Origin of the sequence: Pelobacter propionicus DSM 2379, from assembly GCF_000015045.1 — a bacterium.
Lineage (GTDB): Bacteria > Desulfobacterota > Desulfuromonadia > Geobacterales > Pseudopelobacteraceae > Pseudopelobacter > Pseudopelobacter propionicus.
This window is the reverse complement of record NC_008609.1, coordinates 272,052-298,546: the sequence shown is the minus strand read 5'-3', so window position 1 is coordinate 298,546 and position 26,495 is coordinate 272,052. Positions and strand designations below refer to the sequence as shown.

The 26,495-nt window shown below is 57.0% G+C and carries 23 protein-coding genes and 1 pseudogene; 19 read left to right on the top strand and 5 right to left on the bottom strand.

Annotated features, from left to right (window positions below):
* The first annotated feature begins 156 nt into the window (after positions 1-156).
* The 11 genes from recR (at position 157) to PPRO_RS01385 (ending at position 12,498) form a co-directional block, all read left to right on the top strand.
* A complete protein-coding gene (gene recR, locus PPRO_RS01435; RefSeq protein ID WP_011734247.1) occupies positions 157-750 on the top strand; it encodes a recombination mediator RecR in 594 nt (197 codons plus the stop codon).
* A 121-nt stretch (positions 751-871) separates the two neighbouring features.
* Positions 872-4,447 (top strand): pyruvate:ferredoxin (flavodoxin) oxidoreductase, encoded by a 3,576-nt coding sequence (nifJ, locus tag PPRO_RS01430; protein ID WP_011734246.1) that lies wholly within the window; start codon positions 872-874, stop codon positions 4,445-4,447.
* A 105-nt stretch (positions 4,448-4,552) separates the two neighbouring features.
* Positions 4,553-5,428 (top strand): SDR family oxidoreductase, encoded by an 876-nt coding sequence (locus PPRO_RS01425; RefSeq protein WP_011734245.1) that lies wholly within the window; start codon positions 4,553-4,555, stop codon positions 5,426-5,428.
* A 285-nt stretch (positions 5,429-5,713) separates the two neighbouring features.
* Positions 5,714-6,202: a 2-amino-4-hydroxy-6-hydroxymethyldihydropteridine diphosphokinase gene (folK, locus tag PPRO_RS01420; protein WP_011734244.1), complete on the top strand. Its 489-nt coding sequence runs from the start codon at positions 5,714-5,716 to the stop codon at positions 6,200-6,202.
* 18 nt (positions 6,203-6,220) lie between these two features.
* Complete coding sequence (locus PPRO_RS01415; RefSeq protein ID WP_011734243.1) at positions 6,221-6,475, top strand: YHS domain-containing protein; 255 nt, start codon at positions 6,221-6,223, stop codon at positions 6,473-6,475.
* A 17-nt stretch (positions 6,476-6,492) separates the two neighbouring features.
* On the top strand, positions 6,493-7,137 hold the full coding sequence (fsa, locus tag PPRO_RS01410; RefSeq protein WP_011734242.1) for a fructose-6-phosphate aldolase: 645 nt from the start codon (positions 6,493-6,495) through the stop codon (positions 7,135-7,137).
* A 273-nt stretch (positions 7,138-7,410) separates the two neighbouring features.
* Positions 7,411-8,931, top strand: coding sequence for a glycogen synthase GlgA (glgA, locus tag PPRO_RS01405; protein WP_011734241.1), 1,521 nt, complete (start codon positions 7,411-7,413; stop codon positions 8,929-8,931).
* Between the two features lie 56 nt (positions 8,932-8,987).
* Positions 8,988-9,614: a CAP domain-containing protein gene (locus PPRO_RS01400; protein ID WP_011734240.1), complete on the top strand. Its 627-nt coding sequence runs from the start codon at positions 8,988-8,990 to the stop codon at positions 9,612-9,614.
* A gap of 3 nt (positions 9,615-9,617) precedes the next feature.
* Positions 9,618-11,018: a UbiD family decarboxylase gene (locus PPRO_RS01395; RefSeq protein WP_011734239.1), complete on the top strand. Its 1,401-nt coding sequence runs from the start codon at positions 9,618-9,620 to the stop codon at positions 11,016-11,018.
* Positions 11,015-11,899 (top strand): 4-hydroxybenzoate octaprenyltransferase, encoded by an 885-nt coding sequence (locus PPRO_RS01390; RefSeq protein WP_011734238.1) that lies wholly within the window; start codon positions 11,015-11,017, stop codon positions 11,897-11,899. Before PPRO_RS01395 ends, PPRO_RS01390 begins: the two co-directional genes overlap by 4 nt.
* Positions 11,896-12,498 (top strand): UbiX family flavin prenyltransferase, encoded by a 603-nt coding sequence (locus PPRO_RS01385; protein WP_011734237.1) that lies wholly within the window; start codon positions 11,896-11,898, stop codon positions 12,496-12,498. Before PPRO_RS01390 ends, PPRO_RS01385 begins: the two co-directional genes overlap by 4 nt.
* 51 nt (positions 12,499-12,549) lie before the next feature.
* On the opposite strand, the gene PPRO_RS01380 is transcribed toward PPRO_RS01385, so the two are convergent.
* Entirely contained in the window at positions 12,550-13,254 is a 705-nt protein-coding gene (locus tag PPRO_RS01380; RefSeq protein WP_041532079.1) for a cytidylate kinase-like family protein, read from the bottom strand.
* A gap of 164 nt (positions 13,255-13,418) precedes the next feature.
* Between PPRO_RS01380 and PPRO_RS01375 the strand changes: the two genes are divergently transcribed.
* Positions 13,419-13,709: a Dabb family protein gene (locus tag PPRO_RS01375; protein WP_011734235.1), complete on the top strand. Its 291-nt coding sequence runs from the start codon at positions 13,419-13,421 to the stop codon at positions 13,707-13,709.
* Between the two features lie 254 nt (positions 13,710-13,963).
* Positions 13,964-15,559, top strand: a complete 1,596-nt coding sequence (locus PPRO_RS01370) for an acetyl-CoA hydrolase/transferase C-terminal domain-containing protein (RefSeq protein ID WP_011734234.1) — start codon at positions 13,964-13,966, stop codon at positions 15,557-15,559.
* Between the two features lie 179 nt (positions 15,560-15,738).
* Here PPRO_RS01370 and xerC read toward each other — a convergent pair whose 3' ends face one another.
* From xerC to PPRO_RS01355, 3 genes are read right to left on the bottom strand one after another with little or no spacing between them, the layout of a single operon-like run.
* Complete coding sequence (xerC, locus tag PPRO_RS01365; protein ID WP_011734233.1) at positions 15,739-16,647, bottom strand: tyrosine recombinase XerC; 909 nt, start codon at positions 16,645-16,647, stop codon at positions 15,739-15,741.
* 6 nt (positions 16,648-16,653) lie between these two features.
* Complete coding sequence (locus PPRO_RS01360; protein WP_011734232.1) at positions 16,654-17,073, bottom strand: hypothetical protein; 420 nt, start codon at positions 17,071-17,073, stop codon at positions 16,654-16,656.
* Positions 17,058-18,905, bottom strand: coding sequence for a bifunctional homocysteine S-methyltransferase/methylenetetrahydrofolate reductase (locus PPRO_RS01355; RefSeq protein ID WP_011734231.1), 1,848 nt, complete (start codon positions 18,903-18,905; stop codon positions 17,058-17,060). The genes PPRO_RS01360 and PPRO_RS01355 overlap by 16 nt, the downstream gene beginning before the upstream one ends.
* 103 nt (positions 18,906-19,008) lie before the next feature.
* Here PPRO_RS01355 and PPRO_RS01350 point away from each other — a divergent pair, with 103 nt between their 5' ends.
* The 5 genes and pseudogenes from PPRO_RS01350 (at position 19,009) to PPRO_RS20715 (ending at position 23,160) form a co-directional block, all read left to right on the top strand.
* Positions 19,009-19,617: a DedA family protein gene (locus tag PPRO_RS01350; RefSeq protein WP_011734230.1), complete on the top strand. Its 609-nt coding sequence runs from the start codon at positions 19,009-19,011 to the stop codon at positions 19,615-19,617.
* 53 nt (positions 19,618-19,670) lie between these two features.
* Positions 19,671-20,468, top strand: coding sequence for a peptidoglycan editing factor PgeF (gene pgeF / locus PPRO_RS01345; RefSeq protein WP_011734229.1), 798 nt, complete (start codon positions 19,671-19,673; stop codon positions 20,466-20,468).
* 84 nt (positions 20,469-20,552) lie between these two features.
* A pseudogene (locus PPRO_RS01340) lies at positions 20,553-21,470 on the top strand (YifB family Mg chelatase-like AAA ATPase); the annotation flags it as partial.
* A 128-nt stretch (positions 21,471-21,598) separates the two neighbouring features.
* On the top strand, positions 21,599-22,657 hold the full coding sequence (locus PPRO_RS01335) for a hypothetical protein (protein ID WP_041532078.1): 1,059 nt from the start codon (positions 21,599-21,601) through the stop codon (positions 22,655-22,657).
* 197 nt (positions 22,658-22,854) lie between these two features.
* Complete coding sequence (locus tag PPRO_RS20715; protein WP_011734226.1) at positions 22,855-23,160, top strand: hypothetical protein; 306 nt, start codon at positions 22,855-22,857, stop codon at positions 23,158-23,160.
* A gap of 175 nt (positions 23,161-23,335) precedes the next feature.
* On the opposite strand, the gene PPRO_RS19990 is transcribed toward PPRO_RS20715, so the two are convergent.
* Positions 23,336-25,387, bottom strand: coding sequence for an FtsZ/tubulin family protein (locus tag PPRO_RS19990; RefSeq protein ID WP_041532077.1), 2,052 nt, complete (start codon positions 25,385-25,387; stop codon positions 23,336-23,338).
* Between the two features lie 290 nt (positions 25,388-25,677).
* Here PPRO_RS19990 and PPRO_RS01325 point away from each other — a divergent pair, with 290 nt between their 5' ends.
* Positions 25,678-26,352, top strand: a complete 675-nt coding sequence (locus tag PPRO_RS01325) for a recombinase family protein (RefSeq protein WP_011734224.1) — start codon at positions 25,678-25,680, stop codon at positions 26,350-26,352.
* The last annotated feature ends 143 nt before the right edge of the window (positions 26,353-26,495 follow it).

Genomic DNA, 26,495 nt, shown 5'->3' with positions numbered 1-26,495 from the left:
TCGTTTGACTAATTTGTTTAGTTCGGCTAATAGGAGATACGCACAAAGTGTCGTTTTTTTCATGGTCAAGCAGACTTCGCCGCGCCGTGAAAAACGCTATTTTAGCGGCTTATATCATCGGCCCAGCCAAAAACCGTTTTACTTGTTTTGGAATATATGCTAACTAAGCCTTCCGCACTGTCACGATTGGTGGGAGAGTTGAAGAAGTTGCCCGGTGTAGGCGAACGCACCGCCCTCAGGCTTGCATTCCACCTGCTAAAAACTCCTCAGAATCTGACCGCACTGTCGGAATCACTGCTCGAAGTAAAAAGCAGGGTGCGTTCCTGTTCGATCTGTTTTGCAATAACCGAGGATGACCCCTGTGCCATCTGCGCGGGGGACCGGGACACAGGCACCATATGCGTGGTCGAGAATTCCCAGGACCTGATGGCCCTGGAGCGGAGCAACGCCTATCACGGCACCTACCACGTTCTCGAAGGCGTGATTTCCCCCCTGGCGGGTATCGGACCGTCGGAACTGAGAATAGCCGAACTACTGGCCAGGATCGGCAGGGGCGGAGTCGACGAGGTTGTGATTGCCACAAATTTCACCGTCGAGGGAGAAGCGACGGCGCTGTACTTGGCCAAGCTCCTGAAACCACTCGGCATACGGATTTCGCGTCTGGCGCACGGCATACCCCTGGGAAGTGATATCGAGTATGTGGACGCAGCCACGGTCCAGTGGGCACTACAGGGACGGAACCAGCTCTAACCCATGTCGTTCATCTACAGATCCAGTTCACCCAAGGAACTGTAACAAAACATGTAAGTCAGTCGAGCAGAACAAACGTCGCATGAAATCACGTGTCACACACAAACCTGAGGAGGAACGAATGAGCAGAAGAATGGTAACCATTGATGGTAACACCGCCGTTGCCCATGTGGCCCATGCCACTAACGAAGTAATGACCATCTACCCGATCACCCCGTCGTCAAACATGGCTGAGTACTGCGACATCAAGAGCGCCGCAGGTGAAAAAAACCTTTGGGGCACCATCCCCTCGGTATTCGAGATGCAGTCCGAGGCAGGCGCAGCCGGTGCCGTGCACGGCGCGCTGCAGGCCGGTGCCCTGACCACCACCTTCACCGCCAGCCAGGGTCTGTTGCTGATGATCCCCAACATGTACAAGATCGCCGGCGAGCTGACCTCCACCGTATTCCACATCTCAGCCCGCGCCATTTCCGCCGCTGCTCTGAACATCTTCGGTGACCACTCCGACGTCATGTCCTGCCGCTCCACCGGCTGGGCCATGCTCTGCGCCAACAACGTCCAGGAAGTCATGGACTTTGCCCTGATTTCCCAGTCATCCACCCTGCGCTCGCGGGTTCCCTTCATCCACTTCTTCGACGGTTTCCGCACCTCCCATGAACTGTCCAAGGTTGAGGAACTGACCTTTGACGATATGCGCGCCCTGGTTACCGACGACCTGGTCAATGCCCACCGCGCCCGCTCCATGAGCCCGGACCGTCCGATCATCCGCGGCACCTCCCAGAACCCGGACGTCTACTTCCAGGGCCGTGAGACGGTTAACTCCTTCTATGCTCCCTGCCTCAACATTGTCCAGGAAGAAATGGACAAGCTGGGCAAACTCACCGGCCGCAACTACAAACTGGTTGACTATGTCGGCGCCCCGGATGCCGAGCGTGTTGTTGTTGTCATGGGCACCGCAGCAGATACCACCGCTGAAGCTGCCGCAGCCCTGAACAAAGCTGGCGAGAAGGTCGGCGTTGTCAAGATTCGCCTCTATCGTCCGTTCCCGACTGCCGCACTCATCGCCGCACTCCCCAAAACCGTCAAGAAAATCGCTGTCCTCGACCGCACCAAGGAACCCGGTTCCCTGGGCGAGCCGCTGTACCTGGATGTACGCACCGCCATCGGCGAAGCAATGTCCGACGACGCCACCCTCTTCGGCGGCCAGTATCCGACCATCGTCGGCGGCCGTTACGGCCTCGGCTCCAAGGAGTACACTCCGGCCATGGCCAAGGCAGTTCTTGACAATCTCAAGAACGACAAGCCCAAGAAAAACTTCGTGGTCGGTATCATCGAAGACGTCACAAACTGCAGCCTCGACTACGATCCAAACTTCCGCTCTTCCATGGAAGGTGTCTACGAGGCAATGTTCTTCGGCCTTGGCTCCGACGGCACCGTCGGCGCCAACAAGAACACCATCAAGATCATCGGCGAAGCCACCGACAACTACACCCAGGCTTACTTCGTCTATGACTCCAAGAAGGCCGGCTCAATCACCACCTCCCATCTCCGTTTCGGCAAGCAACCGATCAACACTCCGTACCTGATTGACAACGCCGAATTCATCGCCTGCCACAACTTCTCCTTCCTTGAGAAGTATGACATGCTCAGCAAGGCCAAAGTGGGTGGCACCTTCCTGCTCTGCTCTCCCTTCGATCACGATGAAGTCTGGGACAAGATGCCGATCGAAGTTCAGAAGCAGATCATCGACAAGAAGCTCAAGTTCTACGTCATCAACGCCATCAAACTGGGTGAGGAAATCGGCTTGGGCGCACGCATCAACATGATCATGCAAACCGCCTTCTTCAAGATCTCCAACATCATCCCCATCGACATGGCTGTGGAACATATCAAGAAAGCCATCAAGAAGAGCTACGGCAAGGCTGGCGACAAAGTCGTTAACATGAACTATGCCGCCGTTGACGCCGGTCTCACCAACATCCATGAAGTCAAGATTCCGGCAACGGCCACCAGCAGCTTGGTCATGCCGCCGGCAGTTCCGGCACACGCACCCAAGTTTGTTCAGGAAGTAACCTCCAAGCTGATTTCCGGCCATGGCGATACACTGCCCGTGTCCGCCATGCCCATCGACGGCACCTTCCCGACCGCGACTTCGCAGTACGAGAAGCGTAACATCGCCGTTGACATCCCGGTGTGGGACGAAAAACTCTGCATCCAGTGCGCCATCTGCTCCTTCCTCTGCCCCCATGCCGCCATCCGCATGAAGGCTTATCCGGAAAGCTGTCTTGCCGACGCACCGGCAACCTTCAAGTCCTGCGACGCCAAGATCGCCGAGGTCAAGGGAATGAAATTCACCCTTCAGACCGCTCCTGAAGACTGTACCGGTTGCGGCGCCTGCGTCCACAACTGCCCGGCCAAGAGCAAGGAAGATCCGAATCACAAAGCCATCAACATGCAGTTCCAGCCGCCACTGCGCGCCAGTGAGGCAGCCAACTACGACTTCTTCCTCAACCTGCCGGAAGTACCCATCGAAAAGCTCAAACTGGACACCCTGCGTGGCAGCCAGTTGGTGCGCCCGCTGTTCGAATACTCCGGCGCCTGCGCCGGTTGCGGCGAAACAGCCTACCTGAAACTGCTGACCCAGCTGTTCGGCGACCGTCTGATGATGGGCAACGCTACCGGTTGTTCCTCCATCTACGGCGGCAACCTGCCCACCACCCCCTATGCTCAGCGCGCTGACGGCCGTGGACCGACCTGGAACAACTCGCTGTTCGAAGACTGCGCCGAATTCAGCCTCGGTCTCCGTCTGGGCGTTGACAAGTTCAAGGAAGCCGCATATGAGCTGGTTGACGAACTGATCGCCTGCGACTGTGCCGAAGTGAAAGACATCAAGACACTGCTGCAGGACATCAAGAATGCAGACCAGAAAACACAGGTCGGTATTGAAGCGCAGCGCGCACGCGTTGATAAGCTGAAAGCCGCACTCAAGGGCAACACCAGCGACGCAGCCAAGAAGCTGGTTCCGCTGACCGATTACCTGGTCAACAAATCGGTCTGGGCCATCGGTGGCGACGGCTGGGCCTATGACATCGGTTACGGCGGTCTCGACCATGTCATCGCTTCCGGCAAGAACATCAACCTGCTGGTTCTGGACACCGAAGTATACTCCAACACCGGTGGTCAGGCTTCCAAATCAACCCCCATGGGCGCTGTTGCCCAGTTCGCGGCCGGCGGCAAGCCGATCGGCAAGAAAGACCTGGGTCTGATCGCCATGGCCTACGGCAGCGTCTATGTTGCAAGTATTTCAATGTCTAACCCCGGTCAGTGCGTCAAGGCTTTCATGGAAGCGGAAGCCTATGACGGTCCTTCACTGATCATCGCCTACTCACACTGCATCGCCCACGGCATCAACATGACCACCGCCGTTGATGAGCAGAAAAAAGCAGTATCTTCCGGCTACCTGACGCTCTATCGCTACAATCCTGAACTGGCGGAAGCAGGCAAGAACCCGCTGCAGCTTGACAGCAAGGCTGCCACGACCTCCTACGAAGACTTCATCAACGGTGAGAATCGCTGGAAAGTCCTCAAGAAGATCAAGCCTGAAGAAGCAGAGAAGCTTGCCAAGAGAGCTGCTGCGCTGTCAGCGCGCCGCAACAAGCTCTATCAGCAGATGGCTCAGTTGAACTACGAAGCATAGTATTCAGATACCACCGCAGTACCCTGGGCTTCGCGGCTTTGCCGCGAAGCCCTTTTTTGTGCTACCATAACGCCCACACAAAAGCTTTGCTCAGGAGTGTCTACCATGAATAGAGTATGTATCACGGGGAGCGGATACATCGGCGAGCGCATCGCCCGACTGGCGCGGGAGGCAGGCAGCCAGGTGACCTGCATGACCAGATCCGCCGAACGGCGTGATTATCTGCAAACCCAGGGATTCGACGCCATCGCCGCCCCCCTGAACGACATCACCCTGATTCCCCCCATGGACCTGGATGGCAGTGTTCTCTTCTACCTCGTCCCCCCGCCCGGTGGCGGAATCTATGACCAGCGGGCCCGTAATTTCCTCCAGGCAGTGGCCGGCTCGTCGCAGCCGTCCAGAATCATCTACATGAGCGCAACCTCGGTCTACACCGCCAAAGACGGTTCAATGGTAACGGAGGAGTCACCGGCGCTCCCCACCTCCTCAATGGGAAAACGGCGCCTGGACGCGGAAAAAGCCTTTACTGCATACTGCGCTGAATACGGCATTCCGCTCATCATCCTGCGGGTAAGCGGAATCTACGGGCCGGGCAGGCTGCCGCTGACCCAGATCAAACAGGGGCAGCCGCTACTGCGCCTGGAGGAATCAGGCCCCAGTAACCGCATCCATGCCGACGATTTGGCCCAAATCTGCATGGCAGCGGCGGAACGGGGAGAGGCTGGCGAGATCTTCAACGTCAGCGACGGCAACCCCTGCAGCATGACCGAGTACTTCAACATCGTGGCCGATGCGCTGGGAGAGCCGCGCCAGCCACAGGTGACCATGGAGGAGGCGCACCGGGTCATGTCCCCGCTGATGCTCTCCTACGTCAGCGAGTCAAGGGTGGTTAACCCTTCCCGTATGTTCCAGCGGCTCGGCATCACCCTGCGCTACCCACGGCTGCAGGAGGGCGTGCAAGACTCCCTGCCCACGGGATAAAATAGCCACTGATTGCGCATCGCGCTTTTACCGCTATACTGGAGAAACTAATGTCATCTCCCCCCTTGAGACGTGACATCGTCGGCGTTGATATTGCTTTTACAACCTGAAACGCGATTGCTATACTAAAAATAGATAGACGAACAGATTGCGAGGTTCCACGCGAACCTCATGTGCCCTGGTAATTTTCCCTCCTAGTTGCCAGGGTGTTTTTTTGTCTGATCGCCCCCGCCATCCAGCAGAGTGCGGTTGACGTGAGAATCCGGTTGTGTTTTAATCCCCTGCGTGGAAACGGATGCCTACATCGGCCTTGGCTCCAATCAGGGAGACAGGGAGCTCAACCTGCTGCGCGCGGTGGCTGAACTGGGCAAACTGCCCGAGAGCAGGGTCCGCGGATTGTCATCCTTTTACGAGACCTCGCCGGTGGGCGTCAACGAACAGCCTGACTTTTACAACGCAGTCCTGCGGCTCTCCACCCGCCTTTCCCCCCTGGAATTGCTGCGTCGACTCCTTAAGATCGAACATAACATCTTCCACCGCAAGCGAACCCTGCGCTGGGGGCCACGCGCCATGGACCTGGATCTTTTGCTCTACGGTGACCTGGTGATCACCAGCGATGAGTTGACCGTACCCCATCCCGCCATGGCAGAGCGGCGCTTCGTACTCCAGCCGCTGCATGACCTGGCGCCCGACCTCACTCACCCCACCCTGGGACGCACCGTGGCCGAGCTGCTTCAGGCACTCCCCCCGACGGAGCGCGTGAAGCCACTCTGAGCGAACAAGAGAGACACCATGATTCGACTACTGCTCTGGGGGCTGCTCGTGTACTGCGGCTTCCGGATCGTTTCCTCGTTGAAACGGACAGCGAAACACCCGGATGATACCCGGCGGGAACGCGGACCGACCTCTGCCACCCACCGCGACCCGGTCTGCGGGATCTACGTCACCGAGGATGACGCCGTGGTCGATACATACCGTGGCAAAATACACTACTTCTGCTCACCGGCCTGTCGCGACAGGTTCCGGGAGCATCCCGAACACACATAACCCAACGGAGGAGAGCAATGAAGTTTTTCATCGACACCGCGGATGTCCGCGAAATACGCGAAGCACACGAACTGGGCCTGGTTGACGGCGTAACCACCAACCCGTCACTGATTGCCAAATCAGGCCGCAAATTCCAGGAGGTCATCCAGGAGATCACCTCCATCGTCGACGGCCCCATCTCGGCCGAGGTCATCGCCCTGGATGCTCCTGGCATGATCAGAGAGGCCGAGGAGCTGGTCAAGATCCACGCAAATATCGTTGTCAAGGTCCCCATGACCCCTGAAGGGCTCAAGGCCACCAAGGCCCTCAGCGCAAAGGGAATCAAGACCAACGTCACCCTGATCTTCTCCTCCCTGCAAGCGCTCCTGGCCGCCAAGGCCGGCGCCACCTATGTCTCCCCCTTTGTTGGCAGGCTGGACGACATTTCCCAGGACGGCATGGGCATCATTGAAGAGATCCGCACCATGTTCGACAATTACGGCTACACCAGCGAGATAATCGTCGCCAGCGTACGCAACCCGATTCATGTGCTCAACTCGGCCCTGATCGGCGCCGACATCGCCACCATCCCCTATTCGGTCATGCTCCAGCTGTCCAAGCACCCCCTGACCGACGCCGGCATCAAGAAGTTCCTGGCTGACTGGGAAAGCGTGCCCAAATAAATCCCGAACAGACTTGAATACACAAGCCACCAGCTCCCGCAGCTGGTGGCTTTTCTCGTGCACCGGCCACTGCAATAGCCACTCGGCCCGAGCTTACCGGGCCTGGTATTCCCCTTCCCCATCGTACGCGCCGGACTGGCTGCACGTCTCTACCGCGACGTTCTCAGCAAAATCGGCACATTCCCGAACAGACCCAATGTTTTGCATTGGATACCAGCGAGTTGCCTGTTATAGTTCCTCAGTTCCGTACACTAACAAAGGGAGTCGGAAAAAATGATGAACAGCCCGGAAAAACTCTCGATCCTGTTCGCCGCCTCCGAGGCCGCCCCCTTCGCCAAGGAGGGGGGGCTCGGCGATGTGGTCGGCGCCCTGCCCAAGTACCTCTCCCGCATGGGACACGATGCGCGCGTGGTAATCCCGCGCTACTACAGCGTCAATCGAGAAAAATTCGACCTGCGCCCCCTACCCGGAACCCTGGTGGTACCCATGGGAATCATGGGCAACCAGTACTGCTCGGTCCTAGAGGGGCGCCTTCCGGGGAGCGATGTCCCGATCTATTTCCTGGAACATGAGGGCTATTACGGCCGTGCCGGGCTTTATCAGCAGGATGGCGAAGGGTACCTGGACAACGACAACCGCTTCGTCTTTCTCTCCAAGGCAGCCCTGGAACTGTGCAAGATGCTCGACTTCAGGCCGGACGTGGTTCATGCCCATGACTGGCATACCGGCGCCATCCCGGTCCTGCTGAACACATCCTACTTGCACGACCGCCTGGTGGGTGACGCTGCGGCGCTGCTGACCCTGCACAACATGCAGCACCAGGGGAATTTCTATCCCGGCCTGATGGAGGTGCTCGGCATCGGCTGGAAGCACTTCAACTACCTGGAGATGGAGAAGGATGACCAGGTCAACCTGCTCAAGGGGGGCATCTACCATGCAACCCTGCTCAACACGGTCAGCGCCGGTTATGCCCGCGAGATCCAGACGCCGGAATTCGGCTGGGGACTGGAGGGGGTCGTGCGCGACCGGGGCAGAGACCTGCACGGCATCCTCAATGGTGTCGACTATGAGGAGTGGAACCCCGCAAGCGACCGCTTCATCGCCGCGCACTATTCAGCCCGCACCGTGAAGAAGGGCAAGGCAGCCTGCAAGCGGGACCTGCAGGAGACCATGGGTCTGCCGCAGCGTGACGATGTGCCGCTCCTGGGGGTGGTTTCCCGCATGGTCAAACAGAAGGGAACCGACCTCCTGGCCGAGGCCATTCACCGCATCCTGGAGATGGATCTGCAGTTCGTCATGGTCGGAAACGGCGAGCCATGGTCCCATTTTTACTTCGGTGACATCGCCGCCCAGTACCCGGAAAAATTCGCCTGCCTCATCGGTTACAACGAAGCCCTGGCCCACAAGGTGGAGGCGGGATCGGATTTTTTCGTCATGCCTTCGGCCTTCGAGCCGTGCGGCCTGAACCAGATGTACAGCCTGGCCTACGGGACCCCCCCCATCGTGCGCGCCACCGGCGGCCTGGAGGACAGCGTGGAGAATTTCGACGAAGAGACGCTCACCGGCACCGGCTTCAAGTTCTGGAGCCACAGCGCCCAGGCGCTCTTCGACACCGTCGGCTGGGCGGTCTACACCTATTACAACAACCCCCAGGGGCTGGCAGCCCTGAGGAAAAACGGCATGGCCCAGCGCTTCACCTGGGACGACGCGGCACTGAAGTACGAAGAACTGTACAGAAAAGCCATCAAACTCCGGCGCGGCGCCGAGTACTACCGCAACCGTTTCGGCGAATGAACGAAAACAGCCCCCTGCCGGCACTTCACCCGCTCCGGCGGGGGGGCCGGCACGCAATGAACAGAACTTTCGCATTCATACTCACGCTTATCTGCCTGGCCCTGCTACCGGTCAGCCGGGCGGACGCTTCGCCAGCCTGCTTTGCCGGCAAGATCCTGGAAGAGATCAACCTTGCCCGCAGCCAGCCCCACAGATACGCCGACTATCTGCGTCACCTGCGCAACGTCTCCGAGGGAACGGCATACAATGTTCCCGGCAGCCCCCTCCCCATACAGACCAGGGAGGGAACTGATGCCGTGGACGAGGCGATCCGCTTTCTTGAGCGCCAGAAACCGCTGCCCGCGCTCTCCTGGTCTCCGGGGCTGGCTGCCGCCGCCATTGAACTCGCCCGCGAGCAGAGCGAAACCGGCGGCACCGGCCATGCGGGCACCAGCGGCGGCGTGCGCGAACGCATCGCCCGCCAGGGCAGGTGGAAGGGACGCATCGGCGAGAACATCGCCTACGGCCCGGGCAACCCGCGCGGTATGGTCATGCAACTGATCATCAACGACGGCGTCCCGGAACGCGGGCACCGCAGGAACATCTTCCGCCGCTCCTTCGCCGTGAGCGGCATCGCCTGCGCCCCCCATCCCCATTACGGCGGCCTGTGCGTGATGGATTTCGCCGACAGATTCCTGGACTGAACCATGGCGTCCCCTGACCTGCAACACTTCATCGCCACCCTGGAACGCCGCAACGAGCTTGCCGCAATCGACGCCGAAGTCGACCCGCTGCTGGAGATCGCCGCCATCACCGACCGGGTCTGCAAGTCTCCCATGAACGGGCCGGCGCTGCTCTTCCGCGCCCCCACCGGATCGCGCTTTCCGGTCGCCACCAACCTGTTCGGTTCCCCCCGCCGGGTCTGCCTTGCCTTGGGGGTTGATCACCTGAAGCACCTGACGGAGCGCATGTCGGCGCTGCTTGGCGGGATTCCGGCTCCCGAGCTGTCCAGCCTGGACCGCCAGATCGCCGGTCTGGCCGACTTCTCCCGCTTCTCTCCGCACGCCTCGCCGAAACCCGACCCGCGACTGACAGCCATGGCAGCGCCCGACCTGGGGCTGTTTCCCTTCCTGCAGAGTTGGCCCGGCGACGGCGGCAGCGACGGTTTTCCCCGCTACATCACCCTGGGCCAGGTCTACACCCGTCACCCGGAGAGCGGCCACCAGAACTGCGGCATGTACGGCGCCCAGCTTCGCGGCCCGACGGAGTTGGCCCTGCGCTGGAAGCAGGGGAGCGGAGCCGGCCGGCATCTGGAACGTTACCGCCGCCGGGGGGTGCCCATGCCGGTGGCCATCACCTTGGGAGGCCCGCCGGCCATGACCTTGAGCGCCCTGTTCCCCCTGCCGGGGGAGCTGGACGAACTTACCTTTGCCGGCTTCCTCGCCTCGTCCCCCCTGCGGACCACTGCCTGTCGCACGGTGCCGCTGATGGTCCCGGCCGCCTGCGAACTGCTCATCGAGGGGTACGTGAACCCCGCTGAAACGGTACGCGAGGGTCCCTTTGGCAACCACACCGGCAGCTACTCCCCCGCCACCGACGCCAGCCTGATGAGGGTCACCACCATCAGCCACCGCCCTCACGCGATCATCCCGGCCACGGTGGTGGGGCCGCCCCCCATGGAGGACTGCTGGATGGCCCGGGCCTGGGAGCGGCTGCTGCTGGCATTCCTGCAGCGGCTGATCCCGGGCATTGCCGAGATCTGCTTACCGCTGCAGTGGGTCTTCCACCAGAGCGCCATCATTTCCCTTGAAAACCCGACTCCGGCCATGGTAAGGGAAACAGCCTCCCGGCTCTGGGAAACCCCCTGGTTTACTGCCAGCCGGCTGCTGATATTCGTGGATGCCGGAACCGCTCCGGACGACCTGGGCACGGTTGCCTGGTCCGCCATCAACAGCTGCGACGTTGATGGCGACATGATCAGGGACAGCTCAGGCCTGCGAACGGCCCTGGACGCCACCGGCTGTCGCATGGCGCGGCAGCGGATACAGCCGGACGAAGCCGTTGCGCGACGCATCGCCCGCCGCTGGAAGGAATACGGACTGGAATGAACGCCATGACACACAACGGACCCATCGGAAAGATCGCCGTGTTCCTGGAGATGATCAAGTTCTCCCACACGGTTTTCGCCCTCCCCTTCGCCCTGTCCGGCGCGCTCCTGGCGGCCGGCGGCATGCCAACCGGCCGCCAGCTGTTCTGGATCGTGCTGGCCATGGTCGGCGCCCGCACCGCCGCCATGGGGCTCAACCGCCTGATCGACGCCGCCATCGACGCCCGCAACCCCCGCACCGCGGGGCGCGCCATCCCGGCCGGCCTGATCGGCAGGGGCGCCACCCTGCTCTTCATCCTCGCTTCGCTCATCCTGATGCTGGTGGCGGCCGGCCAGCTGAACCGGCTCTGCCTGTTCCTCTCCCCTCTAGCGATCTTCTTCCTGCTGCTCTACTCCTACTGCAAGCGCTTCACCTCGCTGGCCCATGTGGTGCTGGGGCTCTGCCTCTCCGCCGCCCCCCTGGGGGCCTGGGTAGCCATCCGCGGCAGCATCGACCCTCCGGCCCTGATCCTGGGGGGAGCGGTGCTCTTCTGGGTGGCCGGCTTCGACATCCTCTACGCGCTCCAGGACCTGGAGTACGACCGTTCCGCCGGCCTGCACTCCATCCCGGTGCTGCTGGGGGTGGAGGGTTCGCTGTGGGCCGCGCGCATCTTCCACATGGTCATGCTGGGGCTGCTGCTGGCACTGTTCTCCCTCATGCAGATGGGCCCCTGGTTCATGGCCGGTATCCTGATAACGGCGGCCATGCTGCTCTACGAGCACTGGCTGCTGCGGAACGGCGACCTGACCAGGCTGGACGCGGCGTTCTTCAACATGAACGGCTACATCAGCGTCGTCTTCCTGCTGGGCACGGCGGCTGAAGTGCTGACGAGGCAGGCATGAAACGACAACGAATCCTGCTGGCCCTGTCCGGTGCCTCCGGCGCCATCTACGGCCTGCGCCTGGCGCGGGAACTGGCACGCCGGGACGTGGAACTGACCCTCACCGCCACCCCCAGCGGCAGGCTTGTCTGCCGGGAGGAAACCGGCCTGGACCTGTCCGGCGACCCGGTCGAGGCCGGGATACGGCTGGCCGGCCACCTCGGCCTGAAAACTGCCATCAGGGTGGTGGCGCCGGACGACCTCTTCTTCGCCTCGGCCAGCGGCTCGGCCGCGCCGGACGCCATGATCGTCTGCCCCTGCAGCATGGGCACCCTGGGACGGATCGCCGCCGGAATCTCCGCTAACCTGATCGAGCGCAGCGCCGACGTCATGCTCAAGGAACACCGGCCGCTGCTGCTGGCACCCCGCGAGACCCCCTTAAGCGAAATCCACCTGGAGAACATGCTCAGGCTGGCCCGTGCCGGGGCGCGCATCATCCCCGCCATGCCGGCGTTTTACCACCAGCCGCGAACTCTGGACGACATGATCGATTTTGTGGTCGGAAAGATTCTGGATCAGGCGGGGTTTGAAAACAGCCTCTACCGCAGGTGGTCGGACTAGGGAGCGTCGAGCGGGACGCCCCCTGGTCACGGCTCCAGTAGAATGGCAGGTTCATGCCTCCAGCACGAACTCCATGATGGTGCGGGCGAGCTTCTCGGTGCTGATCAGGTCGTTGTTGATCAGCATGTGGTACACGCTCGGGTCCCGGGCGTCCCGGTCCAGGAAGCCGCGAATGAAGCGGTCCCGCTGGCGCTGGTGCTGCACGATCATCTTCTCCGCCTCTTCGGGAGGGAGGTCGAGCCTGCGGCAGACGGAGCGGACCTTGAACTCCTGAGATGCGAACAGCCTGAAGTGGCGGCAGTTCTTCAGCGGCTGGGTGACATAGGCACCACCGCGCCCCATCAGGATCACGTTACCCTCCCCGGCCAGGGCGATGATATGCTCGCAGAGCAGCTGGAAGCACTCCTTGTCGCTCTTCCAGTGGGGGGAGAAGGTGGCGAACATCTCGTCCAGGAAGATCGGCTTTTCCCCCAGCCTTCCCAGGATGTCCTCGGAAAGGTTGTGATTGCGACCGACCTCCTGAAGTAGTTCCTTGTCCATCACCAGCCAGTTCTCGCCGGTTTTCTTCTCCAGCATCTCCTGCAGGCACTCCACAACGGGGTAGGCCTCGCAACCGAATTCACGGGATATGGTGATGGTTGGCCGGGGCTTTCTGGCCTTGCTCCGGGATGTGGCCTGCTGATCCATGCGCCGGTTGTACTCCAACAGGGAACCGATGCGCTTTTCCACCGACGGGATGAGTGTCTTCTCCAGCATGGTATGCCTCCAAGAATGTTTTGTTCCAGTAATTGCACCTACTATACCACCCATTTCAGCACCCTGCTCGGGAGGACCACAACCCGGTTGACACTGTTTCTGCCCCGTTGTATACCAACTGAAACCGCCCCCTCTTCCCCATTCCACCCCAAGGAGTACCCGCAATGATCACCCATATCGTCTTCTTCAAGCTGTCGGAACCGACCCCCGAGGCAATCGCCACCGTTCAACAGAAACTGCTCAGCATGCAGGGCAAGATTCCCCAGTTGCGCCACCTGGAGGCGGGCATCGACTTCGTCCGCTCGGAACGTTCCTACGACGTCGCCCTGGTGACGAAATTCGATTCCCGTGACGACCTCCAGGCCTACCAGGTCCATCCCTACCACGCCGGCGAAGTGATCCCGCTGATGAAGTCTTCCTGCTCTTCCATCGTAGCGGTGGACTACGAAGGCTGAGGCGACCCGCAAGCACGTTTCGCATCGACTTTTCAGCCTGTTATCCCAGCTGAACACCCCGTTTTTCCCCGCTGTGCGGCAGAGTTTTAGCTTGACTAAAAACGCTCGGTTGCGTAAGATTCCGTTTTGGCCGGCGGCATACGCTATCACAGCACAACCACCTAATATAGCTCGCTTTTTCTCTATATTGCCCATTACCATCGTTCAGTACGGCATCTGTCCCTGGACACATAACATTCATCAGGAGGAAGAAAATGTCTGAGTACGGCACGCTGCAGGACCGTGTACGCTGCAAGTCCCTTTTGAGCAAGCTTGTTCCGGTTGAGGAGACCTTCCAGTACTTGAAGGACGGCATGAATCTCGGCTGGTCCGGATTTACCCCGGCCGGTTATCCCAAGGCGATCCCCATCGCGTTCGCGGACCACGTGGAGAAGAACAATCTCCAGGGCAAGATGAGATTCAACCTGTTCATCGGCGCCTCGGTCGGAGCTGAGACCGAAGACCGCTGGGCATCCCTCAACATGATCGACCGCCGCTGGCCGTACCAGACCGGCAAGAACATCGCCGCCGGCATCAACGAAGGCCGCATCCGCATGGGCGACAAGCATCTCTCCATGTTCGCCCAGGACCTGGGCTACGGCTTCTACACCAAGGACTCCCCCACCGGCAGGCTTGACCTGGCCCTGATCGAAGTCAGCGCCATCACCGAAGAGGGTGGCCTGATCCTGGGCACATCCTGCGGCGCCGTTCCCGAAATCCTGATGATGGCCGACAAGATCATCCTGGAAGTCAACACCGCCATGCCCTCCCTGGAAGGGATCCACGACATCGTGGTCAACAAGAATCCCCCCAACCGGGAAGTACTCAACATCACCAAGGCCAACTCCCGCATCGGCACCACCTATGTTCCCTGCGACCTGAGCAAAGTTGTCGCCATCGTCGAATCCAAACACCCTGACAAGGGTCGCGCCTTCGCCGACTCGGACGAGTCCTCCGATGCCATCGCCGCTCACCTGATGGATTTCTTCAGCAACGAAGTCAAAATGGGTCGCCTGCCCAAGAACCTGCTGCCGATCCAGTCGGGTGTCGGTTCCATCGCCAACGCCGTCGTGGGCGGCCTGGCCAAGGGCCCCTTCTACAACCTGAGCGTGTACACCGAAGTGCTCCAGGACTCCATGCTCGACCTGTTCGACTCCGGCCGTCTCGACTGCGCCTCCTCCTGCTCCCTGTCCCTGTCGGAGAAGGAAGGCTTCCCGCGCTTCCTGGCCAACATGGACAAGTATTTCGACAAGATCACGCTGCGTCCGCTCTCCATCGCCAACCATCCGGAGCCGATCCGTCGTCTGGGCGTCATTGCCATGAACACCCCGATCGAGATCGACATCTACTGCCACGCCAACTCCACCCTGGTGGGCGGTACCCGCATGATCAACGGCATCGGCGGTTCCGGCGACTTCCTGCGCAACGGCTTCCTGAAGATCATGCACACCCCGTCGTCACGTCCCTCCAAGACCGACCCGACCGGCATCACCTGCGTGGTTCCGCACTGCCCGCACATCGACCACACCGAGCACGACCTGGACTGCGTGGTCACCGAGCAGGGTCTGGCCGACTGCCGTGGCCTGGCTCCCAAGGATCGCGCCAAGCTGATCATTGAGAAGTGCGCCCACCCTGATTACAAGCCAATCCTGACCGAGTACCTGGAGATCGCCACCGCCGACTGCTTCAAGCGCAAGGTGGGTCACCAGCCTCAGCTGTGGGACCGCGCCTTCAAGATGCAGCTTAACCTGGCCCAGAACGGCACCATGAAGATCAAGAACTGGGACATGAAGATCGACCTCTGCGAATAGTCGTTATTTTTCGCGACCAGCACGAAGAAGCCCTGCCGGGAAACCGGCGGGGCTTCTTTCGTTCAGGGGCGGGATTTCGCCCCGCAGACAGCGGCACAGATCTGAGAAAAAAAGAGGGGAACCAGCTACGTGAGCGATTCCCCTTTTCATGTCCGGCAGAGATGTGAATGAACGTTATTCTACTCCTCCGGCTCCGGAGTCCGGGCCTTGGGGTGGGCCTTGTCGTAGACCTCCATCAGGCGGTCGAGACTGACGTGGGTGTACTTCTGGGTGGTGGAGAGGGAGGCGTGGCCCAACAATTCCTGGATGGCACGCAGGTCCGCGCCCCCCTCCAGCATGTGGGTGGCGAAGGTGTGGCGCAGGGTGTGGGGGGAGATGTGTTTGAAGGCCGCTATCTCGTGCACATGGGCATCCACGATGCGGGCGACGCTGCGGCGGTTGATCCGATCACCCCGGCTGTTGAGAAACAGGGGGGCGGTTGCCGTACCCCCTCCCCGGCTGTCCAGGTACTCCTGGATGGCCCGGACCGCCCTGCTCCCCAGCGGCACGATACGCTCCTTGCCCCCCTTGCCCATCACCCGCAGCATTCCGCCCGCAAGATTGATGTCGCGGATTGCAAGACCGGTCAGCTCCGATACGCGCAGCCCGCTGGAGTAGAGCGTCTCCAGAATGGCCCTGTCACGCAGCCCGTAATTTTCTTCTTCCGTGGGAGTCTCCATCAGGGCGGTGGCCTGATCGATGTCCAGGTGAAAGGGGAGTCGCTGCTCACGCTTGGGGGTGGCGATCAGTTCGGCCGGATTCCGGGAGACACTCCCCAGCCTGAGCAGGTGGCGGTAGAAGCTGCGGATAGCGGCCAGCTTGCGCCCCTGGGAGCTCTTCCTGATCTGCGTGCCCAGTTGGGCCAGGTAGCGCCGCAGCAGCAGATGGTCCACGTCCTCGGCCGTGGCAGAGTCTCCCATTTCGGCAGCAACAAAAGCCGCGAACTGGCGCAGGTCGCGATCATAGGCGGCCAGGGTGTGGGGCGACAGGTTGCGCTCCGTTTCCAGGTGGAGACGGAAAGCGCGGATCTGTTCCATCAGGGGCTGCATTGTTGCTCAGTCGAAGGGGGGTAGCGCGCTCTTCACCCGCCAGCTCTTCTTGTCGTCCACGTCCCGGTAGACCCAGTCCTGCTTGTAGGTCAGGGTCTTGATGCGGTAGGAGGGGAGTGCGTAGTAGTCGAACTCCACCATCACATCGCCGCGTTTCCTGTCCGATAACATCTCCATGGTCAGAATGCGAAAATCGGTGATGGTAACCCCCCGCCTCCTCATGCTCTCGGCAGTTGTCATATACGTATCCCGCCCCTCCGGCTCCATGTACATCTGACCGGCGCCGACGACCTCCTGCCAACGCAACATGCGGTTGTACCCCTTGACACTGGACTCGAATTCCTCGCGGAACCCCTTGTCCGGGACGCAGGCGGCCATAAGCAGGCCGCAGAACAGCATGGCAACTATTTTCACGATTCTCCGCATGACGGTTCCCTCTCCTTGGTGTGAATGTACTCGATCAGATCCAGGGCCAGCTCCACCTTGCCGAAGGGGGGCATCAGGTAGTAGCCGCCGCTGGAATGGAAGCTGGCATCAATGAACTCCCTGGCGATGGCCAGCCCCTCGGCCACGCCGGCCTCCTTCTCCAGTCCACACATGCGCGCCAGCACCGTTTCAGGGATGGAGATACCCGGCACCTCATTGTGCAGGTAGTCGGCGTTGCGCTGGCTGACCAGCGGCATGATTCCCGGTATCAGGGGAATGGCGCAGTCGGCGGTCAATTCAAGTGCCTGGAAGAAGAGGCCCGCATCGTAGATCGGTTGGGTCTGGGCAAACATGGCGCCGTTGGCCACCTTCTTGCGCAACCGGCTGGCCTGGCCGGCCATGTCCCGCGCATTGGGGTTGAAGGCGGCGCCGATGGTGAAACCGGCGCCGCCTCCGATGGGATTGCCCATGGCATTGACACCCCGGTTCAGGTCGGCCAGCAGCTTGATCAGGGTCAGGGAGTGCAGGTCAAAGACCGAGGTGGCTCCGGCGTGGTCCCCCATGGTGGCCGGGTCGCCGGTCACCGCCAGCACGGAGCGGATCCCCAGCAGGCTGGCTCCCATCAGGTCGGACTGCATGCCGATCAGGTTGCGGTCGCGGCCGGTGACGTGGATGATCACCGGGATCCCCACCTGCTGCTGGATCAGGCTCCCCAGGGCGATGTTGCCCATGCGGGGACGCGCCAGGGGGTTTTCCGCCAGGTTGATGGCATCCACTCCTGCCCGCTTGAGACGCCGGCACCCCTCGATGATGCGGCTGCAGTCCAGCCCCTTGGGTGGATCCAGCTCCACGGTGATCAGCTTGCGCCTTCCCCAGGCATCCAGGAACGATCCGCCGGAAGAGGAGGGGCGCTGCTCCGGCTCACCGACCCTGACTGCGGCCGCACCGGCCCGACTGGCAGGGCACCGCCCCGACAGGGCGCGGGAGATGGCGGCTATGTGCTCCGGCGTGGTGCCACAGCAGCCCCCCACCAGGCTTGCGCCGGCCGCCACCAGCTCCCCGGCCATGGTGGCCAGGTACTCGGGGGTGGCGCGGTAGATGAAGCGACCGTCGTGGTATTCGGGGAAACCGCTGTTGGCATAGGCGGTGATCGGCTTATGGGTGACCGCCGCCAGCCGCCGCACCACCTTGACCAGCTCCAGGGGACCTGCGCCGCAGTTGGCGCCCACCAGGTCGGCCCCGGCGCGCTCCATGGCGGCGCAGAACTCCTCAACCGTAGCGCCGTCGGCGCTGCGCCCCCCCTCCAGAAAGGCCATGGAAGCCGCCACGGTCAGACCGGTGCAGCGGGCCGCTTGGACCGCCGCCGCCAGTTGGGTGAGGGAGGAAAAGGTTTCCAGCAGCAGCAGGTCCACGCCCCCCTCGGCCAGGGCCTGGCACTGGACCCGGAACAGCTCCGCCATGCGCTCCTGATCAGACTCGGCCTCGTCCCCCCTGATGCGCGGCAGCGGGCCGACGGATCCGGCCACCAGCACATCCCTTCCCTGATCGGCGGCCTGACGGGCGATGCGGGCCCCGGCAAGGTTGATCTCCCACACCCGCTGCTCCAGACCCAGGGCGGCCAGTCTGGTATAATTGGCGCCAAAGGTGTTGGTCTCGATCACCTGGGCGCCGGCGGCCACGTAGTCGTCGGCCAGCTCCCGCACCAGGGCGGGGCGCGTCAGGTTGAGCTGCTCAAAGCTGCTGTCCAGGCCGACCCCCCGGGCGTAGAGCATGGTGCCCAGGGCGCCGTCACCGGTCAGTACCTCCCCTTTCAGTCGCTCAAGGATGTTCATGGGGTTTGCCTCATCGTTTCACCCGGGTATACACTGTTGCCCCAATCCCCAAGATGGGGTATAAGGGCTGTTTACTGATTCAACCGCCACAGGGAGTCTTTCAATGCACGCACTCGTTCAATGGTTGCTGGATACCATAGGCTCCATGGGCTATCCCGGAATCTTCCTGCTCATGGCCATGGAGAGCTCCATCATCCCGGTGCCCAGCGAACTGGTCATGCCGCCGGCCGGCTACCTTGCCTTCCAGGGGGAGATGAACATGGCCGCAGCCATCCTCTGCGGCACACTGGGAAGCCTGGTCGGAGCCTATGCCAACTACTTCGCCTCCCACTACCTGGGCAGGCCGCTGATCATCAGGTACGGCAGGTACGTGCTGATCCCCCCTGAAAAGTTCGAGCGGGTGGAGCACTTCTTCCTGCGCCACGGCGAGATATCCACCTTCATCGGCAGGCTGCTGCCGGTGGTGCGTCACCTGATCTCCATCCCGGCCGGGCTGTCCGGCATGAACCACCTGCGCTTCTCGCTCTACACCCTGCTGGGGGCCGGCATCTGGTGCACCATCCTGACCGGCATCGGCTATGTCATCGGAGAAAACCAACAGCTGATCATGCGCTACTCCCACCAGGCCCTGCTCTGGGTGGTCATATTCAGCATCGCCCTGATCAGCGTCTATATCTGGCGGCAGCGGCGGCGCTCGGGTATTAAAGCCTAAAGAACCGGGGAAGGCAAAGAGATTTTTAGCCATTTCCAGAGGAGACACAAACCATGCAGATCAAACGCGCCGACCGCATCCACTACCTGGCCACCGATTTCAATGGCCAGCCCTGCTCCGTACAGGGTTTCACCACCCGCCACGAGGGTGTGTCGCGCCCCCCCTACAACTCACTCAACCTGGGAACCACCACCCTGGACCAGCAGCACAACGTGGAGGGGAACCGCAGCCTGATGATGCGCGCCTTCGGCGTTGCCCAGGATGCGCTGGTCACGGTTCGCCAGGTTCATGGCAACGATATTCTGGTGATCGACGCGCCCAACGAGGATGCCACCCATTTCCTGTCGGTGGAAAGCGACGCCATCGTAACCAATCAGCCGGGGCTGATGATCGGGGTCTGCGTGGCCGACTGCGTCCCGATCCTGCTGCTGGACGCGGAAAAGCGGGTGGCTGCGGCAGTGCATGCCGGCTGGCAGGGCACCGCCTCCCGGCTGGTCGCCAAGACGGTTGCCGCCATGGCTTCGCTGTTCGCCTGCGACCCGGCAACGCTGCAGGCGGCCATCGGCCCCTGCATCTCTCCCTGCTGCTACGAGGTTGACGAGCCGGTCAGGCAGGCCTTCACCAACAGCGGCATTCCCTGGGATTCCGTCGCAACCGGAAGCGGAACTGACAAATGGAGGCTGGACCTGGCAGGTGCCAACCGGCACCTGCTCCTCTCCGCCGGCCTCCCCTCCCCCGCCATCCAGACCGCGGAGATGTGCGTCTGCTGCCAGCGCGAACAGTTCTTCTCCTACCGCCGGGACAAGGGGGAGACCGGCCGACAGATGGGGTTCATCATGCTGAAACCATAGAGTTTGATGGGCTCTATGACTTCGATGGGGTGACTCCGCTAACTCATTGAACTTATAGACCCCATACACCTCAAGAGGTTAGCCATGCTTGCCAAAGTTCTCAGCAGCACCCTGATCGGGATCGACGCCATCATCGTCGATGTGGAGGTTGACCTGGCCCCCGGCCTGCCGGCTTTCGCCACCGTGGGGCTGCCGGACGGCGCGGTCAGGGAGAGCAAGGACCGGGTGCGGGCCGCGCTGAAGAATTCGGGGTACGATTTCCCTACCCGGCGTATCACCGCAAATCTGGCGCCGGCCGATATCAGGAAAGAGGGGGCAGCCTTCGACCTCCCCATCTCCATCGGTATCCTGGCCGCCAGCGGGGTGATCAGGACCACCAGGTTGCAGCAGTTCATCCTGCTGGGGGAGCTCTCCCTGGACGGCAGCCTCAAGGCAGTGCGCGGGGCACTCTCCATGGCGGTGGCAGCCAGGCGGGCAGGTCTTTCCGGCATCATCCTGCCCCAGGAGAACGCCTGCGAAGCCGCCGTGGTGGAGGGAATCCAGGTCATCGGCGCCATGACCCTCTCCCAGGTGGTGGAATTCCTCTGCGACCGGATCAGCATCGAGCCGTACCGCATCGACCTGCAGGAGCTCTTCAGCAGGAGCTGCGGCTATGCCGAGGACTTCAGCGAAGTCAAAGGGCAGGAGCATGCCAAGCGGGCCATGGAGGTGGCTGCCAGCGGAGGCCACAACCTGCTGATGATCGGGCCGCCCGGTTCGGGCAAGACCATGCTGGCCCGCCGCATCCCCACCATCCTGCCGGCCATGTCCTTCGAAGAGGCCATCGAGACCACCAAGATCTTCAGCGTCAGCGGCCTTTTGGAGCGTGAGTACGCCCTGCTGGCTGCGCGCCCCTTCCGTTCACCGCACCACACCATCTCCGACGTTGGACTGATCGGCGGCGGCACCACCCCCAAGCCGGGCGAAGTGTCCCTGGCCCACAACGGCGTACTGTTCCTAAACACGACAACTTAATAATCCCCATCCACTCAAAATTTCATATCCACAGAAATGGATCTTTGGTTCAAGGAGCTTCATAGCAATGAAGTGAATATAAACCTGGAGGGATACTTTTGCATGGGGGAGAAAATATGAGACGCATCAGTGAAATGAACCCGCATGAAAGACACAAGGCTATGGCTGAATGTATGCAAAGGTCTCTCACTAGAGATGCCTTTGATAAAATTGTTGCTGTTGAGGCAAAAATTCATCGAATCAAATTGTCTGGCGAAAAAATCAAAGGACAAAAAATGCAGGGATTGTATGATTACGACTCTTTCAAGAAAATATTCCCTAAAGCTGGATTTAATTCTGAATTTGTTCCTGATGATCGAATGCCAAATTACAATGTGCAACTAACAGTAGATATGGATATGTATAAGCTGAATATCTTTACTTACCGCAATAAAGGCTGTTGTCCACCATTTTGTTTGGATGTGACTCCTAAAGAATGTGTTTCTTTATCTGACTTCTATAACTCACTAATTAAATTGAACAATTTGATTCCAAATATGTGTGTATCGTCCGTTGAAAATACCATTGATATCTATTGTGATACACCCGCAGATGTTGAGTGGCTTTTTTGGTTGTTAAGACGTGCTGTTTTCATCCCTTATGCAAAAGATGCTACACAGAATTCCATTGATACAGCTGAATGGAATGATAAGTTACGGTTGTCTATGTTTCAGCATTATGGTGGTGATACTAAGATCTATCCACGCGGAAACGATTGTGACAAAAAAAAAGGTAAAGGTTGGCCACTCGACACATTTAATAGGGTCAGGCTTGAATACACTCCAGATAGAAGAATGTTATTGAATAAATTCAACATTGACAAGCTATCTGACTTTTTACGGGATTGTAAATTCCAAGATATCAATGGAATGAATTACAATTTTCGACGTTTTGAAGGATCAGGCAATTACCCAGAATATTATGAAGATGATTGGAGTAACTATTCTGCGGAAGATAAAAATGGTAACACCGGTGCATTTCAGAATGAATATATTTTGCGCAGTGTAATGCCAGAAACGAAAAATAATTACAGGAAATACGTTGTAGATATTGAGGATTTTGAACCGCTGAAGGAAAAACTGATAAATGCTATGAAGATTTTAGACTTAGAATGGGGAGTATTGAGCATAATATAATATATCTACAATCTGTGTAAAAGACTAACGATGCTAGGTGGAATAATGGAATAGACAATGGCTTTTGAGCCTAAGGTTGATGATCTTTAACAGTGTTTTTCAAGCTCGTTTCGTGCATTATAGCAACATCATTCAGAACATTTTTCTTTGTTTTTAGTGGCATTGGTTCGTTTTTTTCGTAAGAAACATTCGTTTTCATGGAAGGAACTGGAGGTAAACAGGTGCTCATGTCAAGCTCGCGTAATAAAAATAAATCTTTTTCAGCTACGGAACAAGCATTGTCGGATGTGTCTCACCTTCTTTCGCGGCTTTGTAAAAGCAGAAAGGCTGCGGTAAAACTTCCAGCGATCATCAGCTTGACGGGTGAAGTTGCGAGGCTTACCCGCGCCTTGCAAAAACAAGGTACAGAGCATGGTGACGGACAGGATAATGATGGCTACGGTGATCCTAGCCATTATGAAAAAATATCCACACCGAGCAAGGCTACAAACCTTATCAGGTGATACGATGGATTAGTTTCATTAGTACTTAAATCATACTGCTTTCTTGCCTCAAAACACATGCGGCAAAGGGCCTGACTGCCCCTACAAGCTATCAATACTGACAGACACACACTGTGAGCTGTCTTGTTATTGTGCAATTCGGCAGTGATGTGAATTTGTGAAGTGAAAGAATTATTCACGGACACCATTTGTGACCACAACTGATACATTGTACGACAAGTTTTTTACTACCAATCAAGCCACCAAGCAACCCAGCAGGCCCCATCAATATGCCTCCAACCGCAGCTTTTCCTAAACCAAAACCCTTCCCACTAGCATGGTACGTATCTCTAGCTTTACATTTTGGACAAATAACCGGAGTACTATTTTGCGAATAATCATTATTGACGGAATTCGAACTGTGGCTGATGCCAGCATCTGAATGAGTTAAATCATCAATAGCCAAATAATCCATTGATTTTTTAAGTGCCTCATCTGCCTGTTTTACTTTTTCTTTTGCCTGTTTAAGCTTTTCTTCATTTTGTTCAGATATTTCTTTTCGTTTCTTGGCTTTTTCTGATTCCTCATCTGCCTGCTTTGATTTCATTTTCCAATACAATACAGTTTCTTTATCATTCATTTTATTAACCGGAAAACTACAATAGGAACATAAGTCATCTTTTTCTAATATTTTTGTAAAGCATAATGGACATATTACTTTTGTAGTATCAAGCAACGCACTCTCTTGAACTTTTTTCAACAATAATTCTGTTATCTTGCGCACTGCATCTATGACAATTGCATCAATTTCCGCAAAAGCATCAAAGATGCTTTTATGAGTATCTTTTGCAGCGCATATATTTTCGTTTGGAATAACAATAAGAGAATCAACTCTCTCAGATAGTTCACTAACACCTTTTTCAGCTATTTTAATACGAGCTTGACCTTCATACAAAAATGGCAATGTAACGACTGCAACTAAAAAAACGCCAAGGGTGCGAGCGGCGTCAGCGAATACCTGTGCTGCTCCAGTGCCAGTACCTCCACCCATTCCTGCAACAAGTATAACCAAATCTGCTTCTGTAATTGCTCTTACAAATTCTTTGATCGATTCTTGCGCTGCTTCACGACCTTTTTCTGGATTCGAACCAGCACCAAGTCCCATTGTTGCATTTGCACCTAGCTGTATTTTTGTAGGGCCTGAGGATGTGGCTGAGGACAATGCTAAAGACTTAAAATCCGAGTCTGTTGCGATGTAAGTCACGCCCTGGATTGGGTCCTTTGTCATACTTGTTATGAAATTCCTACCTGCTCCTCCTATTCCAATTACTTTAATAACATTACATTTGCCATGAAGGCTTGATAAAACTGTTTTATTTTTGTCATAAATATCGCCCACTTGTTGATCAACAGAATCTATGCAGTTAATTAAACATGATGTACTTTGTTTTATTGGTGTATTTATATTTGAAGCAGTCATTACAATATCATCTTTCACACTTTTGTTTTGCACTTCATATATTGAACTATTTTGCTGCTGTTGTATCAACAGTGGTATGTCAACATAATCAGGCTTCTCAAAATCATATTTATCTCTGTTCTCATTATTATAATCACTTACCTTGCCTGTTTTCATGTAAAGTTCTTTTTCGTACTTATATCTATTTTCGTAATTCACTTGTTTCTCTTCTGGTGAGTTACTTATATTCGGTTCGGTTTTAGATCCTGATTTCCATAGCTTTGCAATGCCATAATAAGTAATTAGTAAAGTTACTAGTATACCAATCCACTTGAGAAAAGTATTATTATGCTTTTTTGGAGTTGAAATAGGATTTGCGGTGGTTGATTTGGTAATGACTTTTGAAGCTGGAGCTGGATTTTTAGCCTGAGGTTGTGCAGTAGTTTTTGTTATATGGGTTGTCGATGGAGTTGGAAAATCCATTTTGTATGTCCAGGTTTTTCCAAAACCATCGGAAAATACAATTTTCTTGAACCCTAGTGAGCGCCACAAATCCCAGCTTTGCCCATCATTCACAGTCTGATAAACAGACGCTCTATTGTACAAGACAAATGTCATTGTCAAGGTTGATTTGTCCTTGCCAGACGCTCTAATTTTTTCATCTATTCCTTGGCTAAGGCTCATGTTTTCAGCAAGTTCGCAAAACTTCACTCTCTCTTGTGCGGTTGTTGCTTCAGCGCAGGTAACAAACAACATCCAAACAATTATCCCCATAATAAGTTTCTTCATCGAGCACTCCTTGTTTTGTTAAAATCATCATCTATTTGAAAACATGTGGTGAGCTTGAATTGTGATTACTAATGCGATTGTCTGTCATCCATGGACTTCATATGTTTGATTTAATGCATGAAAGTTATTTCTTTGTTCGTATTTTGAATCGATAGCTCTCGATTTTATATCATGACAGCAACACCCAGAGAAGATATTTTTGTAATGCTTTAATGGTGTTGCGCTAAATTAATTTTTGTGTAAACTACATAAACGCTCGTTTAAGCAAATTACATAAGAGAGGTCATTCTATGCCAGACGGCAGATTTGTCAGCTACATCAGGGTGTCTACAGCTAAACAAGGCGCAAGCGGTCTTGGACTCGAAGCCCAAAAGAAAGTCATATATGATTATTTGAATTGTGGTAATTGGGAGCTGATCGCTGAATATATCGAGATTGAATCAGGCAAAATTGATAACCGCATAGAACTAAATGAAGCGTTGAAGCGTTGTCAGATGACGGGGGCAACCTTGATAATAGCTAAATTGGATAGGTTATCGAGAGATGTTCATTTTATTAGCTCTATTCAAAAATCAAATATTGAGTTTGTTGTTTGTGACATGCCATTTGCAAACAAGTTTTCAATACACATTTTTGCTGCCTTAGCAGAAGAAGAACGCAGAATGATAAGCGAGCGCACAAAACTTGCTTTGCAATCGGCAAAAGCAAGAGGCGTAAAACTTGGTAAGAATAATCTTACAATCGATGGAATCTGCAAAGGTAGCAAGAATAGCTTGCATGTAAGGATACAAAAAGCTGACAAATTTGCAAATCAAGTTGTACCAATAATACAAGAGCATATTGTTAATAAACTTAGCTTGAATCAAATTGCGCACGAGCTGAACAGCGCAAGCATACTTACAGCTCGGGGCAAGGTGGGCGCATGGACAGCTAGAGCAGTAAGAAACGTATTAAACAGGATCTAGCCCCCCCTCAATTTATCTTGCAGAAGAAATTAAATTTAAACTGTTCGGGTGTTGAGCATATTTTATCCTGGTGCGAGTAATTAAAGAATCACAATATAAATATAATATAATCATCTGATTCCAGAAAACGCCTGTATGATACA